We start from the raw sequence: 14,739 nt of genomic DNA, 5'->3' as shown, positions 1-14,739 counted from the left end.
TCAGTCGAAGAATTCGGCGCCGCTCCAGGAGGGGGCGGCCGCGTCCTTCGCTGAGAGTGCCGGTGCCTGGCGGAGTTCCCCCAGCGGCCACTCGATGCCCACGTGGGCATCGTTCCAGGCGAGCGCCCGCTCGAACTGCGGCGCGTAGTAGTCCGTCGTCTTGTAGAGAAAGTCGGCGCTGTCGGAGAGCACGACGAAGCCGTGCGCGAATCCGGGCGGCACCCACAGCTGGCGGTGGTTGGCCGCGCTCAGCTCGACGCCGACCCATTGGCCCAGCCGTGGCGAGGACCGGCGCATGTCGACGGCCACGTCGAACACGCGGCCGCTCACGACCCGCACCAGCTTGCCCTGCGGCTGGCGGATCTGGTAATGCAGGCCGCGCAGGACGCCGTGCGCCGAGCGCGAATGGTTGTCCTGCACGAAATCCAGCGCCACGCCGGTGGCCTCGCGGAACGCGGCCTGGTTGAAGCTCTCGAGGAAGAATCCGCGCTCGTCGCCGAACACCTTCGGTTCGACGACCAGGACTTCCGGCAGGCGGGTCGCGGTGACGGCGAGGCTCACACCGTTCCCTGCGCGATCGCCTGCAGGTAGCGCCCGTAGCTGCTCTTGGTCAGGGGCTCGGCCAGGGCGAGCAACTGGTGGTCGGAGATCCAGCCGTAGCGCCACGCGATCTCCTCCGGGCACGCCACCTTCAGGCCCTGGCGCTGTTCGAGCGTGTGGATGAACTGGGTGGCTTCGAGCATGCTCTCGTGGGTGCCGGTGTCGAGCCACGCGAAGCCGCGGCCCATGGTCTGCACGTTGAGGTGGCCGCGCTCCAGGTACACCTGGTTCACGGTCGTGATCTCGAGCTCGCCGCGCCCCGAAGGCCGCACGCTCGCCGCAATCTCGCAGACCTGCGGGTCGTAGAAGTACAGGCCGGTCACGGCGAAATGGCTCTGCGGGTTGCGCGGCTTTTCCTGCACCGACAGCGCGCGGCCCTGGTCGTCGAACGAGACCACCCCGTAGCGCTCCGGGTCCTTCACGTGGTAGGCAAAGATGGTCGCGCCGGAAGGCTGCGCGTCCGCCTCGCGCAGCATCCGCACCAGGTCATGGCCGTAGAAGATGTTGTCGCCCAGCACCAGCGCGCTCGGCCGGTCGCCGATGAACTGGCGCCCGATGACGAAGGCCTGCGCCACGCCGTCGGGCCGCTCCTGCACCGCGTAGCTGATGCTCATGCCCCAGGCGCTGCCGTCGCCCAGCAGCTGCTGGAAGCGCGGCGTGTCCTGCGGCGTGCTGATCACCAGCACCTCGCGGATGCCCGCCAGCATCAGCGTCGCCAGCGGGTAATAGATCATCGGCTTGTCGTAGATCGGCAACAGCTGCTTGGACATCGCCAGCGTGGCCGGGTGCAGCCGGGTACCGGCGCCGCCGGCCAGGATGATGCCCCGGCGGGGCGTTTGCTTGACTGGCAATGGACTCATGGGGAAATCAACCTGACAAATTGAAAGAAGCCAGTTCCGCGACCACCGCGCGCACGCCGTCCTGCCAGGGCGGCAGGACCAGGCCGAAGCTCGATTGCAGCTTGTGCGTGTCGAGCCGCGAGTTCGCGGGGCGGGCGGCGGCGACCGGGTACTCCCCCGATGGTATGGCGCGGATGTTTCCAACTTGTATCCTGGCCGGCATGCCGCATTGCGCGGCGTGCTCGAGCGCCAGGCTCGCGTACGCGTGCCAGTTGGTCTCCCCGGCGGCGGCCACGTGATAGATCCCGGCCAGCTCCGGCCGCAGCCGCGCGACCACATGCGCCGTCACGTCGGCGATGAGCGCTGCCCGGGTCGGCGCGCCCCACTGGTCGCACACGATGCTCAGGCTGTCCCGTTGCGCCGCGGCGCGCAGGATGGACTTGAGGAAATTCTGGCCCCAGGTGTCGAAGACCCAGCAGGTGCGCAGGATGACGTGCCGCTCGTGGCGCGCGACGGCCTGCTCGCCGGCGAGCTTGCTGGCCCCGTAGACGTTGATCGGCGCTGTCGCGTCCGACTCGCGCCACGGCCGCTGGCCGGTGCCGTCGTACACGTAGTCGGTGGAGTAGTGCACCAGCCAGGCGCCGAGCCGGGCCGCTTCGGCGGCGAGCACCTCGCAGGCGCCAGCGTTGACGGCGAAGGCCGCGTCGCGCTCGGTCTCGGCGCGATCCACCGCCGTGTACGCGGCGGCGTTGACGACGACGTCCGGCGCCACCGCGCGGATCGCCTGCGCCAGCGCCTCGGGCTGCGTGAGATCGCCGCACAACGGCGAGCTGCCGCGGTGCAAGGCGGTGACTTCGCCCAGGACCGACAGGCTGCGCCGCAGTTGCCAGCCTACCTGGCCGTTGGCGCCGAGCAGCAGGATCTTCATGCGGCGCGGGCGCGGCCCCCGTAGTTCTGCTCGACCCAGTGGCGGTAAGCGCCGCTGGTCACCGATTCGACCCAGTCCTGGTGGTCCAGATACCAGCGGATCGTCTGCCGCATGCCGTCCTCGAACGCGAGGGCAGGGGCCCAGCCGAGTTCGCCGGCGATCTTGCCGTCGTCGATGGCATAGCGCCGGTCATGCCCGGGCCGGTCCTTGACGTGGGTGATCAGCTCGGCGTACTTGCCGCCGCCCGCGCGCGGCACCAGCTCGTCGAGCGCATTGCAGATCGCGTGGACCACCTGCATGTTGGTGCGCTCGGACCGGCCGCCGATGTTGTAGGTCTCGCCCACGCGGCCGCGATCGAGCACCGCCCGCAGCCCGGCGCAGTGGTCGTCGACATGCAGCCAGTCGCGCACCTGCTGGCCGTCGCCGTACACCGGCAGCGGCAGGCCCTTCAAGGCGTTGTGGATCATCAGCGGGACGAGCTTTTCCGGGAACTGCCGCGGCCCGTAGTTGTTCGAGCAATTGGTCGTGACGACCGGCAGGCCGTAGGTATGGTGCCAGGCCCGCACGAAGTGGTCGGAGGCCGCCTTCGAGGCCGAGTACGGGCTGTTCGGTTCGTAAGCGTCTGTTTCGCGAAATGGCGGGTCCTGGGCCGACAGCGTCCCGTACACCTCGTCGGTCGACACATGCAGGAACCGGAAGCGCTGCGCTTCATCCCCGGTCAATGCCTGCCAGTACGCGTGCGCGGCCTGCAGCAGTTTCACGGTGCCGACGACATTGGTTTCGACGAAGGCCTGCGGGGCCGCGATCGAGCGGTCCACGTGGCTCTCGGCGGCGAAGTTCAGGATGGCCCGCGGCCGGTGCCGCGCGAGCAGTTCACTCACCAGCGGCAGGTCCCCGATGTCGCCGCGCACGAACAGGTAGCGGGGGTCCCCGGCCACGGGCGCGAGGTTGCCCGGGTGGCCGGCGTAGGTGAGCAGGTCGAGGTTGAGAATCGGCTCGTCCTGGCCCTGCAGCCACCGGAGCACAAAGGCCGAACCGATGAAGCCGCAGCCGCCGGTCACTAGAATCATGTGTTTTCCTGCTTTGTCCAGCCCTACTTGATCCCCCAGATTGTAAGTGCCCCCCCAGGGAGCCCACCCGCCCCAGGCCGCGGCATCACGGTCTCGGTGGTGAGCCATGGCCAGGGCGACATGGTGCAGCAACTCCTGCTGCGACTTGCCGATTCAGACCACAACGGCTGGATCGAGCGCGTCGTGGTGACCCACAACCTGCCCGCGCTGGCGCTCGAGGCGCCGCAGGTCGGCTGGTCGTTCGCCGTCTCGGAACTGTTCAACACCCAGCCCCAGGGATTCGGCGCCAACCACAATCGCGCCTTCGCCCACTGCAACTCCGAGTTCTTCTGTGTCCTGAATCCCGACATCGAGGTCGCCAGCGCCGAGCTGTGGCAGAACCTGGTGCAGGAGGCCAGTGTTCCCGGCACCGGGCTCGCCTACCCGCGCGTGCTCAATCCCGACGGCAGCGTGCAGGACAACGAGCGCGAGGCCGTGACGCCCGCGGCGCTGCTGCGCCGGCACCTGCTGAAGCGGGAGTCGGGGCGCGTCGACTGGATCAGCGCCGCGTTCTGGCTGGTGCCGACGGCGGTCTACCGGCGCCTGGGCGGCTTCGACGAGCGCTTCTTCATGTACTGCGAGGACGTCGACTTCTGCCTGCGGCTGCGCCTGCAGGGGTGGACCGTGAGGCGGGCCGACGCGACGGTGGTCCACGATGCCTCGCGCAGCAGCCGCCGGCAGTTGCGGCATTTCGCGTGGCATCTCAGGAGCCTCCTGCGGCTGTGGTCGGGCCCCGCGCTGTGGCGCTACCAGGCCGCCAGCAGCTGAGAGCTCCATGCTGTTCCTGTTGATCCTGTGCTTCGTGAGTGCGTTCGTCACCGCGGCACTGGTGGTCCGCTATGGCCGCGGCCATGCCCGCCGTTATGCGGCGGGCGTGCCGCAACGCTTTCACGTCGGCCATGTGCCTCGGCTGGGCGGCATCGCCATGCTCGTGGCGTGCAGCATCGGCTGGGGCTGGATGGCCGTCTCGCAGCGCCTGGGCATCCCGAACCAGATCCGCAGCGACGCCTGGTTCGCCGGGGCGCTGTGCGCCGTGTCCTTCCTGGGCGTCGCGGTGGGGACCGTCGAGGACCTCAGCCAGCGGCTGCCTGTGCGCTACCGGCTGCTGCTCACCGTCGCGGCCTCGGTCCTCGCCATCTGGATGCTGGGCCTGTCGGTATCGCGGCTGGGCCTGCCGTGGCTGGACGGCGCCTGGGCCGCCATGCCGTGGCTCGGGCTGTTGCTGGCGGCGCTGGCGATCACCGGCCTGCCGCATGCCTTCAACCTGATCGACGGCTACAACGGCCTCGCCGGCACGGTAGCCGTGGTCTGCTGCTTCGCGCTGGCGTACGTCGCCCTGCAGGTCGGCGACCGGCAACTCGCCGCCGCCGTCCTCGTGCTGGCGGGTGCCACGGCGGGCTTCCTGGTGTGGAACTACCCGCGCGGACTGATCTTCGCGGGCGACGGCGGCGCCTATCTGTGGGGCGTGGTCATCGCCATCGCGAGCATCCTGCTGGTGCAGCGGCACGCGCAGGTGTCGCCCTGGTTTCCGCTCCTGCTGCTGATCTATCCGGTGCTCGAGACGCTGTTCTCGATCTACCGCAAGGCTGCGCGCGGCCAGTCGCCGGGCGTCGCGGACGCCCTGCATTTCCACCAGCTGATCTACCGCCGCATCGTGCGCGAGGTGTTCGAGGACGACGAAGCCCGCCGCGTGCTGATGCGCAACAACCGCACCTCCCCGTACCTGTGGGGCTTCGCCGTGATGACGGTGTTGCCGGCCGTGCTGTTCTGGGACCGCACGCCGCTGCTAATGGCCTTCATCGTCGGGTCCGTCGTGGTCTACGTCCGGGCCTACGTCAGCATCGTGCGCTTCAAGGTGCCCCGCTGGCTGCGGCGCTGAAGCCGGGCCGGCGCGCCCCCGGCGCGATTGCGGCACAATTTCACGACCCGACCAGGGCCACGCCCGCAGCCCCCAGCCCCTAGCCTCCAGCCCCTAGCAATGACCGACATCTCGAACATCGCCCCGCGCGACAAGGCCGAAATCCTCGCCCAGGCGCTGCCGTACATCCGGCAGTTCCACGGCAAGACCATGGTGATCAAGTACGGCGGCAACGCCATGACCGATCCGGAGCTGCAGGCGGACTTCGCCGAGGACGTGGTCCTCCTCAAGCTGGTGGGCATGAACCCGGTGGTGGTGCATGGCGGCGGCCCCCAGATCGAGGCCGCCCTGGGCCGCCTGGGCAAGAAGGGCGAGTTCATCCAGGGCATGCGGGTGACCGATGCCGAGACCATGGAGGTCGTGGAGTGGGTGCTGGCCGGCGAGGTGCAGCAGGACATCGTGGGCCTGATCAACCAGGCCGGCGGCAAGGCGGTGGGGCTCACTGGCCGCGACGGCGGCCTGATCCGCGCCCAGAAGCTCAAGATGGTGGACAGCGCCGATCCGAACAAGCAGCACGACGTGGGCCAGGTCGGCGACATCGTGGCCATCGATCCTTCGGTGGTGAAGGCGCTGCAGGACGACCAGTTCATCCCGGTGATCTCGCCGATCGGTTTCGGCGCGGAGAACGAGAGCTACAACATCAATGCCGACGTGGTGGCGGGCAAGCTGGCGACGGTGCTGCAGGCGGAGAAGCTGGTGCTGCTCACGAACACGCCGGGCGTGCTGGACAAGACCGGCAAGCTGCTGACGGACCTGACGGCGCGCGAGATCGACGAGCTGTTCGCCGACGGCACGATCTCCGGCGGCATGCTGCCCAAGATCGCCGGCGCGCTCGACGCGGCCAAGAGCGGCGTCAATTCCGTCCACATCATCGACGGCCGGGTGCCGCACGCGATGCTGCTAGAGATCCTGACGGACCAGGCGTACGGGACGATGATCCGGTCGCACTGAATTCTTTTCTCCCTCCCCCGCTGGGGGAGGGCGGGGTGGGGGCAGCGCGCGAACCCCCACCCCAACCCTCCCCCAGAGGGGGAGGGAGTCGAAACACCTGAGAGGCACCTGCAATGCGTCTGCTGCTGGTCGAGGACGATGTGATGGTGGCCAGCGGCATCAAGCTGGGGCTGACCGACGCCGGCTACGCCGTCGACTGGGTGGGCAGTGGGGAACGCGCCGAGGAGGTGCTGGCGGCGGAGCCGTTCGACGCGGCGATCATCGACATCGGGCTGCCGAAGATGGACGGGCTGGAGCTCACGCGGCGGCTGCGCCGGCCCGAGATGCCCTGCCACGCGATGCCGGTGTTGATCCTCACGGCCCGCGACGCGCTGCAGGACCGGGTGCAGGGGCTCGACCTCGGCGCCGACGACTACATGATCAAGCCCTTCGAGCTGCCGGAGCTGCTGGCGCGGCTGCGTGCGCTGCTGCGCCGCTCGCAGGCGGCCAAGACGGCGGTGCTCGGCTTCGGCCCGATCGAACTCGACACCGCCACGCGCCGCGCCACCGGGCAGCGCGGCGGCCACGCCGTCAACATCGACCTCGGGCCGCGCGAGTGGACGGTGCTGGAGTACCTCCTGATCCACGCGCCCAAGCCGGCCAGCAAGGACAAGCTCCTGCAGGCCCTCACCGGCTGGGACAAGGAGATCACGCCCAACGCCGTCGAGGTCTACGTCTCGCGGCTGCGGGGCAAGCTGGAGCCGCACGGCGTGGCGCTGCGGTCGATCCGCGGCTTCGGCTACCGGCTGGAGCTGAGCGAAGCGCCGGCGGCGTGAAGAGCGAACCGGGCGCCCTCGCGTTGCCGGAGCACCCGGGCACGGGCGAGCCGGGGATCACGCTGGGCCTGCGGCGCCGGCTGCTGGTGATGCTGATCGTGCCGCTGCTGCTGCTGGCGGTGATCAATGCCTGGTACGAGTACCGGTCCGCGGACAACGTGGCGTTGCGGCAGGACCAGGGACTGCTGGCGCTGGTGCCGCTGATGGCCGATTCGATCGTCGCCGAAGGGCCGCCGCCGGTGCTGCTGCTGGCGCCGGCGGTGCAGCAGTTCCTGAAGGACGGCCCGGGGCACGCCGCCTACGCGATCTCCGATCCCGACGGCAAGGTGCTGCACGGCGAGCCGTGGCTCGCTGCCCTGCCGCCGACCACACGCGAGCCGGAATTCCGCACCGAGGAGCATGGCGGCGTGGCCTGGCGCATCGTGCGGCAGCGCCAGCACACCGTCCTCGGCGACGTGGTCGTCGCCCTGGCCGACGGCTCCGACCCGCGCCAGCAGTGGGCGCGCTCCGTGCTGTTCCGGGTGCTGCTGCCCAACGTGGTGCTGGTCATCGCCGCCGCCTTCGCGGTGCGCTGGGCGGTCGAGCGGGCGCTCAAGCCCTTGCTGGACCTGCGCGACGCGCTCGAGCGGCGCTCGCCGCGCGACCTCAGCTCGATCGACGAGACGGCGTCGCCCGACGAAGTGCGGCCGCTCGTGCAGTCGCTCAACCGCCTCTTCGGCCTGGTCGACGCGCAGGCGGAGAGCCAGCGCCGCTTCATCGCCGACGCGTCGCACCAGCTGCGCACGCCGCTGGCCGGCTTGCAGGCGCAGGTGGAGGCCTGGGCCCAGGCCGCCAACGCGCCCGGCCAGCCGGGCGGGACCCTGCAGCTGCCGGCGGAGGAGGTCAACAAGCTGCGCGGCGCGGCGCGGCGCACTTCGCAACTGGCCAACCAGCTGCTCGCGCTGTCGCGCGCCGACGCCCGCACGATGCAGGCCCAGCCGATGCAGCCGGTGGAGCTCAAGGCGCTGTGCGAGACCATGCTGGAAACGCACCTGGACGCCGCCGCGGCCAAGCGCATCGACCTCGGCCTCGACGCGCAGCCGGTCCAGGTGACCGGGCATGACTGGCTGCTGCGCGAGCTCCTGGGCAACCTGGTGGACAACGCCGTGAAGTACACGCCGGCCGGCGGTTCGGTCACGATCCGCTGCGGGCAGCGCGGCACGCAGGCGTTCGTGGAGGTGGAGGACGATGGTCCCGGCATCGCGCCCGAGGAGCGGCAGCGCGTGATGGAGCGGTTCTACCGGGTGCGTGGCACGCAGGGCGAGGGCAACGGGCTCGGCCTGGCGATCGCCGACGAGATTGCGCGCGTGCACCACGCGCAATTGCAACTGCAGCCGGGCGTGGGCGGGCGAGGCTTGAGGGTGGGCCTGTCGTTCCCCGGCCCGGAAAAACCCTGATCGGGCGTGTGCGAGAATCAACTCAACACATCTGTTGCACCCCATGGCCGACTCGCAGCTGAGCACCCCGGATCCGACTCTCGATGCGCCAGCCGCCCCGCCGGCGCGCAAGCGCCCCAAGCCCGGCGAACGCCGGGTGCAGATCCTGCAAGCGTTGGCCACGATGCTGGAACAGCCCGGTGCCGAGCGCATCACGACGGCGGCGCTCGCCGCGCGCCTGGATGTCAGCGAAGCGGCCTTGTACCGCCATTTCGCGAGCAAGGCCCAGATGTTCGAGGGGCTGATCGAGTTCATCGAGCAAAGCGTTTTCACGCTGGTCAACCAGATCGGCGAGCGCGAGCCCGCCGGCGGCGCCCAGGCCGGCAAGGTGGTCGCGATGCTGATGCACTTCGCCGAGAAGAATCCCGGCATGACCCGCGTGATGGTCGGCGACGCGCTGGTGTTCGAGAATGACCGCCTGCAGCAGCGCATGAACCAGTTCTTCGACAAGATCGAATCGACGCTGAAGCAGAGCCTGCGCAGCGGCGTCGACGGCGACGGCTCGGCCACGCCGGGGCTCGATGCGCAGGTGCGCGCCTCGATGCTCACCGCCTTCGCCGTGGGCCGCCTGCAGCGCTTTGCCCGGTCCGGCTTCAAGCGGCTGCCTTCCGAGCACCTGGAAGCCAGCCTGGGCTTCATGCTCTGAGCGCCTGATGGTCGTGCCCGCGCGAGGCGGGCCGCAGCGTTTCCCCCCCGATGCTCAGAATCCGTGTCGCGGACGCCGACGTCGTCCTGCATCCGAGCGGCGCCGCGTTCCTGCCGGCGCACCAGACGCTGCTGGTGGCCGACGCGCACTTCGGCAAGGCGGTGAGCTTTCGCCGGCTTGGGGTTCCGGTGCCGGCGGGCACCACGACCGAGACCTTGCGGACCCTGTCCGCGGCGCTGGCCGACACGGGCGCGACGCGGCTCGTGTTCCTGGGCGACTTCCTGCATTCGGCGCGATCGCATGCGGCCGGCACGCTGGATGCATTGCGCCGCTGGCGGGCGGAACACCGCGGCCTGCCCGTCACGCTGGTGCGCGGCAATCACGACGACCGGGCAGGCGATCCGCCGGGGGACCTGGGCCTCGAAGTGGTCGACGAGCCGCTGGCGCTGGGCCCGTTCGCGCTCTGCCACCACCCCAGGCCGATGCCGCAGCGCTATGTGCTGGCCGGCCACTGGCATCCGTGCATCAGCGTGGCGGGCCGTGCGTTCGAGCGACTGCGGCTGCCGTGCTTCTGGTTCGGCGACGACAGCGGCGTGCTGCCGCAAAACGCCGTCGGCGTGCTGCCGGCGTTCGGCAGCTTCACCGGCATGCACCGGATCGAGCCGCGGGCGGGGGACCGCATCTTCCCGATCGCGGACGACGTCGTGCGGGCAATCCCCGCCCTGCCGATCGCGTGAGGGTGCCGCGTTACCGATATACCTTCGTCGCGACCGCGTTCCTGCGGATGAAATCCCAGTCGTAGGTGACGCCCAGGCCGGGTCCTGACGGCACTTCGACGCAGCCGTCGGGGCCGCAGCAATCCAGCTGGTCGGTGTAGCCGCACAGGTACACCGGCGCCACCATGTTGGGGCAGTCGGGGCCGACGAGTGCGAGCTCGTAGAAGTTCGAGTTGCGCATCGCGGACATCAGATGGCGGTGGGCCGGCCCGCACGCATGCACCTCGACGTCCAGCCCGAAGGCCTCGCCCAGGTGCGCGATGCGCAAGCCGCCCGTGATGCCATGATCGTATTCCGGGTCGACGCGCAGGAAGTCCGTGCCCCCCGCGACCAGAAAATCCGCCTTTGGCTCGATGCCGCGCACGTACTCGGTGATCAGCAGCGGCGTGCGGATCATTTCACGCAGCTTCTTGTGCATGAAGGCCGACTTGCCGTTGTCGCGCATCGGGTCCTCGTACCAGAAGTAATTGCCCTCGTCGCAGGCGCGGCCGACGTACAGCGCATCGGAGAACTTGCGCAGCTGGTTGGCTGGATCCAGCATGAGCGTCATGCGGTCGCCCACTTCCTTCGCGACGTGCAGCACGTTCTGCGCCTCCCGCCTGGCGTCGCCGTCGTTCCAGCCGTGGATCTTGAAAGACCGGAAACCGCGCTCGTAGCACTGCCTGGCGAAGTCGGCATAGGCTTCCTTGCAATGCAGGCCCCCCTCGTCATCGCCGAGGTAGGTCGACGCATAGACCGGCAGGCGCTTGCGGTAGCCGCCGATCATCTCCGAGATCGACGCCTGGTACTTCTTGCCCGCCAGGTCCCACAAGGCGATGTCGAGCGGCCCGTGCCCCATCCCCGACCATTGGCGGATTTCGCGCTTGAGATCGTCGTAGATCTCCTCGCGCGCCAGCGCGTCGCGGCCGATCAGGAACGGCACCAGCATGTCCAACTCGCCCCGGGTGGCCGGGCTTGCGACCCAGTTGGTCACATACTCGCCGCGCAAGCCGTCATCGGTCGTGATCGCGATCGCGTTCTTGACGACGCGGATGGCGGAGTCGCGCTTGAAGGTGACCAGTTGGCCGACGCCGACCCGCGCCTTGTTGGCGGACTCGAACTCGAAATCGACGATCTCGATGGACTGGATGGTGCTCATGGCGGTCGGTAAAAGATGGCGTTGCGAATGGCGGTGCGGAGCGCGTGCTTCAGGGCCCCAGCACGCTGGGCAGCCAGAGACTCAGGCCGGGCAGGTAGGTGATCAGTGCCAGGGCGGCAACCAGCCCCAAGAGGAACGGCCAGAGCTCGCGCACCAGCGCACTCAACGAGACCTTGGCGATCGTCATCGACACGAACAGCAGCACGCCGACAGGGGGCGTCAGCTGCCCGAGCACGAGGTTCACCAGCAGGATGACTCCGAAGTGCACCAGATCGATTCCCGCCGCGGAAAGAAGCGGGATGAGGATGGGCACCAGGATCACCATGATGGCGATGGTCTCGACGAACATGCCGGCGACGAGCAGCGCCAGATTGAGGATCAACAGCACCGCCCAGGGCTGGGTAGTGATGGCGGTGATCGCCTGGACCACCAGCTGCGGGGCCTGCTCGACGCCGAGGATCCAGCTGAACGGAGCGGCCGCGCCGGCGATGATCAGGATGACGCCGGTCTCGCGTGCCGTGTTGCGCAGGATTGCCGGAATCTGGCGCCAGCTCAGCGTGCGGTAGACGAAGAACCCGACCAGCAGCGAGTAGAGCACCGCCACCCCGGCGATCTCGGTGGCCGTCACCGCGCCAAGCCGGAAACCGATGATGATGATCACCGGCATCAGCAGCGCCCAGCTCGCATCGAGGAATGCCTTCCAGAGCACCGCCAGGGAAAATGCGCCGGAGGTCGGATACCTGCGGATACGTGCGATGACTGCGATGACGACGGACAGGGCGAAGGCCATCAGCAGGCCCGGCACCACGCCGGCGATGAACAGCTTGCCCAGCGAGACGTTGGCCTGCCAGGCGTAGATCACCATCAGGATCGACGGTGGAATGATGGGCCCCAGCGTGCCGCCGCAGCAGGCAAGTGCCGCCCCGAAGGCGCGGCTGTAGCCGGCCTGCTCCAATTGCGGCACCAGCACCCGCGTGGTTGCCGCGGTGTCGGCCACCGAAGACCCGGAGATCCCGGCCAGGAAGACGTTTCCGACCACGGCCGTCTGCGCGAGGCCGCCGCGGATATGGCCGACGATGGCCCGGGTGAAGGCAAACAGGCGCGTGCTGATGCCCGTTTCGTTCATCAGGCTGCCGGCCAGGGTGAACAGTGGCACCGCGAGCAGCGGGAACGACTGCAATCCGGCGAGGATGCGCTGCGCCACGATCGTGAGCGGGATGTCGTCCATCCAGATCACGCTGCCGGCGGCGGCGACCATCGCGATCGCAATGGGCGTGCCCAAAATCAGCAGCACGCCGAAGAGCGAGAGGAGGACGGCCATCAGTGACCGCCTTCACTTGGATTGGCGGGACCGGTCGTCCACAGCGCCTGCCCGGCGCCGTCGTTTATCGCGTGCCCCAGCACGTGAACGATGGCGAACAGGGCGCTCGCCGGAACGGCACTGGCCGCCCAGGCGGCGGAGATCCGCAACATGGGCGTCTGGTTGTCGAGCATCGAATAAGTCTGCTCCGCTCCGAACCACGCGAGGCCCAGCAAGGTGACCAGCGTGACCGTCACGGCCAGCACCCCCACTGCCGAACGCCCGCCGGCCGGAAGGACCAGCAGCAGCGCGTCGATGCGAAGGTGCATGCGATAGGCGAAGCCGCTGGAGAAGCCGATGAACAGCATCCAGGTGAAGGTGGTGACGATGAATTCCTCGGTCCAGGTCAGGGGATCGTTGAGGAAGTACCTGAAGAAGACCGCCGCAACCACGAGAATGGCGATGAGGCCGCTGGACAGGGCGAGAAACGCGTTCTCGGCCGTGGCCAGCATCTCGTCACCGCGCCTGAGCAGCGTCCGGTTCATCACCGCTTACTTTCCGCGGACCTTGGCGATCGCGTCCTTCATCCGCTTGTAGTGGTCGTTGCCCCAGCGGGTGGCGAGATTGGCATACGCGGGTTCCACCTTCGCCTGGAACGCGGCGCGGTCCGGGTCGTCGATGATCCTGGTCTTGCCGCTCTTGCGGATTTCCTCCAGCATCGACTTCTCGCGGCCCTGCTGCAGTTCGGTGTTCTTCGCCGAGACCTTCGCGGCCTCCTCGATCAGCACCTTTCGGTTCTCCGGCGACAGCTTGGCGAACGATGCCTTGTTGATCACGATGGTGTTGTTCTGCAGCATGTGCCGCGACATCGTCAGTACGCCCTGAACCTCGTAGAACTTGCGCGAGTAGATCGTCGGGATCGGGTTTTCCTGGCCATCCACCGTCTTTTGCTGCAGCGCCGTGTACACCTCGCCGAACGGGATCGGCGTCGGAGCGGCACCGAAGGCCTTGACCATCTCCACCCAGATCGGGCTTTCCGGCACGCGGACCTTCAGGTTGGCCATGTCCTCGGGCTTGCGCACTTCCTTGTTGGTGAAGGTGAAGTTGCGCCAGCCCCAGTACAGGATCTTGCTGACCGGAACGATGTTGTGCTTGTCTGTCAGCTCGGCCCAGATGGGATCGAACGTCGGGCCGCGCAGCACGGTTTCGGCTTCCTTCCAGTCGTTCCAGAGGAAGGGACCGCTCGCCATTTCCATGGCTGGGACCAGGGAGGACATCACCGGCATGCTCGGTGCGCTCATGTCCAGTGCGCCGCTCTTGACCTGCTGCACCAGGTCCGCTTCCTTGCCGAGCTGCTCGGACGGAAAGATGCGGATGGTGACGGCGCCCTTGGTGCGGGTCTTCACGTTCTCGGCCAGTTCGTTGAACATGTCGTACGCGATCTCTCCCGGTGCGTTCGCGTGGCCGAAGCGCAGCGTCTGGGCAGTGGCCGGGACGGCAGCCAGGGCCAGGACACCTGCAAGCAAGATACTCATCGATTTCATCGTGGTGACTCCTGTCGTCGTGGGTGGATCAGAATGACTTCTTGTCCTGCACCGTGTCGAGCAGACTGCGCTGCGAGTGCTGCACATGCAGCGTCATCTGGCGCTGCGCCTCGTCCTCGTCGCCCGTCTCGATGGCCTGGTAGATGGCCGCGTGGAAGCGTCGCGTCGCGCCGGTGTCCTGCTCGCGCTGGACGTACAGGCGCGACAGCAGCAGGTGGGTGCGCAGGTCGGTGAACGCCTTCAGCGCCGGTTCGTTGCCAGCGCAGACGAAGATCGCGCGGTGAAAGGCCGCGTCGGCCTCGGCGAATTTCCTGAACTGGCTGTAGCTGCGCGCGAGCGCCGTCTTTTCCATGCTCGCCAGCGCGGCGCGCATGTCGGCGAGGCCAGCCTCGCTCCTGCGCCGCGCGGCGGCCCGGGCCGCCCAAGGCTCCAGGAGCAGCCGGAACTCGTAGAGCTGCTCGTAGAAGCCTTCCTGCGGCAGCGGCGCCACGCTGAAGCCGACGAATGGCTCGGACCGCGCCAGGCCTTCCGCGGCCAGTCGGCCCAGCGCCTCGCGCACCGGCGTCGCACTCACTGCCAGCTCCTTGGCCAGCCCGTCGATCTGGAGTCGCGCGCCCGGCTCGTAGACGCGGTCGAAGATCCGTCCGCGAACGATCTCGTGGACCTGATCGGTCATCGAGGCACGCGGGAGTCGCAAGGG

The 14,739-nt window shown here is 68.6% G+C and carries 16 protein-coding genes; 7 read left to right on the top strand and 9 right to left on the bottom strand.

Features of this window, described 5'->3' with window-relative positions; all coding sequences use genetic code 11:
* Genes rfbC through rfbB form a run of 4 tightly spaced genes read right to left on the bottom strand, consistent with a single transcriptional unit; the run spans position 1 to position 3,437 of the window.
* Positions 1–561, bottom strand: a complete 561-nt coding sequence (rfbC, locus tag RAMLITH_RS11340; RefSeq protein WP_168107510.1) for a dTDP-4-dehydrorhamnose 3,5-epimerase — start codon at positions 559–561, stop codon at positions 1–3.
* A complete protein-coding gene (gene rfbA / locus RAMLITH_RS11335; protein ID WP_168107509.1) occupies positions 558–1,460 on the bottom strand; it encodes a glucose-1-phosphate thymidylyltransferase RfbA in 903 nt (300 codons plus the stop codon). The genes rfbC and rfbA overlap by 4 nt, the downstream gene beginning before the upstream one ends.
* A gap of 7 nt (positions 1,461–1,467) precedes the next feature.
* The gene (rfbD, locus tag RAMLITH_RS11330; protein WP_168107508.1) at positions 1,468–2,367 is read right to left on the bottom strand and encodes a dTDP-4-dehydrorhamnose reductase; all 900 of its coding nucleotides are present in this window, start codon (positions 2,365–2,367) and stop codon (positions 1,468–1,470) included.
* Positions 2,364–3,437, bottom strand: a complete 1,074-nt coding sequence (gene rfbB / locus RAMLITH_RS11325; RefSeq protein WP_168107507.1) for a dTDP-glucose 4,6-dehydratase — start codon at positions 3,435–3,437, stop codon at positions 2,364–2,366. Before rfbB ends, rfbD begins: the two co-directional genes overlap by 4 nt.
* Positions 3,438–3,536: 99 nt before the next feature.
* Between rfbB and RAMLITH_RS26055 the strand changes: the two genes are divergently transcribed.
* The 7 genes from RAMLITH_RS26055 to pdeM all read left to right on the top strand — a co-directional run bounded on the left by RAMLITH_RS26055 (position 3,537) and on the right by pdeM (position 10,018).
* Positions 3,537–4,244, top strand: a complete 708-nt coding sequence (locus RAMLITH_RS26055; RefSeq protein WP_168107506.1) for a glycosyltransferase — start codon at positions 3,537–3,539, stop codon at positions 4,242–4,244.
* Positions 4,245–4,251: 7 nt separating this feature from the next.
* The gene (locus RAMLITH_RS11315; RefSeq protein ID WP_168107505.1) at positions 4,252–5,355 is read left to right on the top strand and encodes a glycosyltransferase family 4 protein; all 1,104 of its coding nucleotides are present in this window, start codon (positions 4,252–4,254) and stop codon (positions 5,353–5,355) included.
* 99 nt (positions 5,356–5,454) lie between these two features.
* Complete coding sequence (gene argB / locus RAMLITH_RS11310) at positions 5,455–6,345, top strand: acetylglutamate kinase (RefSeq protein ID WP_168107504.1); 891 nt, start codon at positions 5,455–5,457, stop codon at positions 6,343–6,345.
* Positions 6,346–6,458: 113 nt separating this feature from the next.
* Entirely contained in the window at positions 6,459–7,160 is a 702-nt protein-coding gene (locus tag RAMLITH_RS11305; protein ID WP_168107503.1) for a response regulator transcription factor, read from the top strand.
* A gap of 56 nt (positions 7,161–7,216) precedes the next feature.
* On the top strand, positions 7,217–8,596 hold the full coding sequence (locus RAMLITH_RS11300) for an ATP-binding protein (protein ID WP_168107739.1): 1,380 nt from the start codon (positions 7,217–7,219) through the stop codon (positions 8,594–8,596).
* A 43-nt stretch (positions 8,597–8,639) separates the two neighbouring features.
* Positions 8,640–9,281 carry a nucleoid occlusion factor SlmA gene (slmA, locus tag RAMLITH_RS11295; RefSeq protein WP_168107502.1) on the top strand — a complete coding sequence of 214 codons (642 nt, stop codon included), beginning with the start codon at positions 8,640–8,642 and terminating at the stop codon, positions 9,279–9,281.
* A gap of 50 nt (positions 9,282–9,331) precedes the next feature.
* Entirely contained in the window at positions 9,332–10,018 is a 687-nt protein-coding gene (gene pdeM / locus RAMLITH_RS11290) for a ligase-associated DNA damage response endonuclease PdeM (protein ID WP_168107501.1), read from the top strand.
* A 10-nt stretch (positions 10,019–10,028) separates the two neighbouring features.
* On the opposite strand, the gene RAMLITH_RS11285 is transcribed toward pdeM, so the two are convergent.
* The 5 genes from RAMLITH_RS11285 to RAMLITH_RS11265 are packed head-to-tail and all read right to left on the bottom strand — an operon-like array spanning position 10,029 to position 14,715.
* Positions 10,029–11,195, bottom strand: coding sequence for an enolase C-terminal domain-like protein (locus RAMLITH_RS11285; protein WP_168107500.1), 1,167 nt, complete (start codon positions 11,193–11,195; stop codon positions 10,029–10,031).
* 49 nt (positions 11,196–11,244) lie between these two features.
* Positions 11,245–12,516: a TRAP transporter large permease gene (locus RAMLITH_RS11280; protein ID WP_168107499.1), complete on the bottom strand. Its 1,272-nt coding sequence runs from the start codon at positions 12,514–12,516 to the stop codon at positions 11,245–11,247.
* On the bottom strand, positions 12,516–13,040 hold the full coding sequence (locus tag RAMLITH_RS11275; RefSeq protein ID WP_168107498.1) for a TRAP transporter small permease: 525 nt from the start codon (positions 13,038–13,040) through the stop codon (positions 12,516–12,518). Before RAMLITH_RS11275 ends, RAMLITH_RS11280 begins: the two co-directional genes overlap by 1 nt.
* A 6-nt stretch (positions 13,041–13,046) precedes the next feature.
* Positions 13,047–14,030, bottom strand: a complete 984-nt coding sequence (locus RAMLITH_RS11270; protein ID WP_202883261.1) for a TRAP transporter substrate-binding protein — start codon at positions 14,028–14,030, stop codon at positions 13,047–13,049.
* A 37-nt stretch (positions 14,031–14,067) separates the two neighbouring features.
* A complete protein-coding gene (locus tag RAMLITH_RS11265) occupies positions 14,068–14,715 on the bottom strand; it encodes a GntR family transcriptional regulator (protein ID WP_168107496.1) in 648 nt (215 codons plus the stop codon).
* Positions 14,716–14,739: the final 24 nt, after the last annotated feature.

It is taken from the genome of Ramlibacter lithotrophicus (genome assembly GCF_012184415.1).
Lineage (GTDB): Bacteria > Pseudomonadota > Gammaproteobacteria > Burkholderiales > Burkholderiaceae_C > Ramlibacter > Ramlibacter lithotrophicus.
Note: the sequence above shows the minus strand (reverse complement) of the source record. Positions and strands in the feature narration are given on the sequence as shown.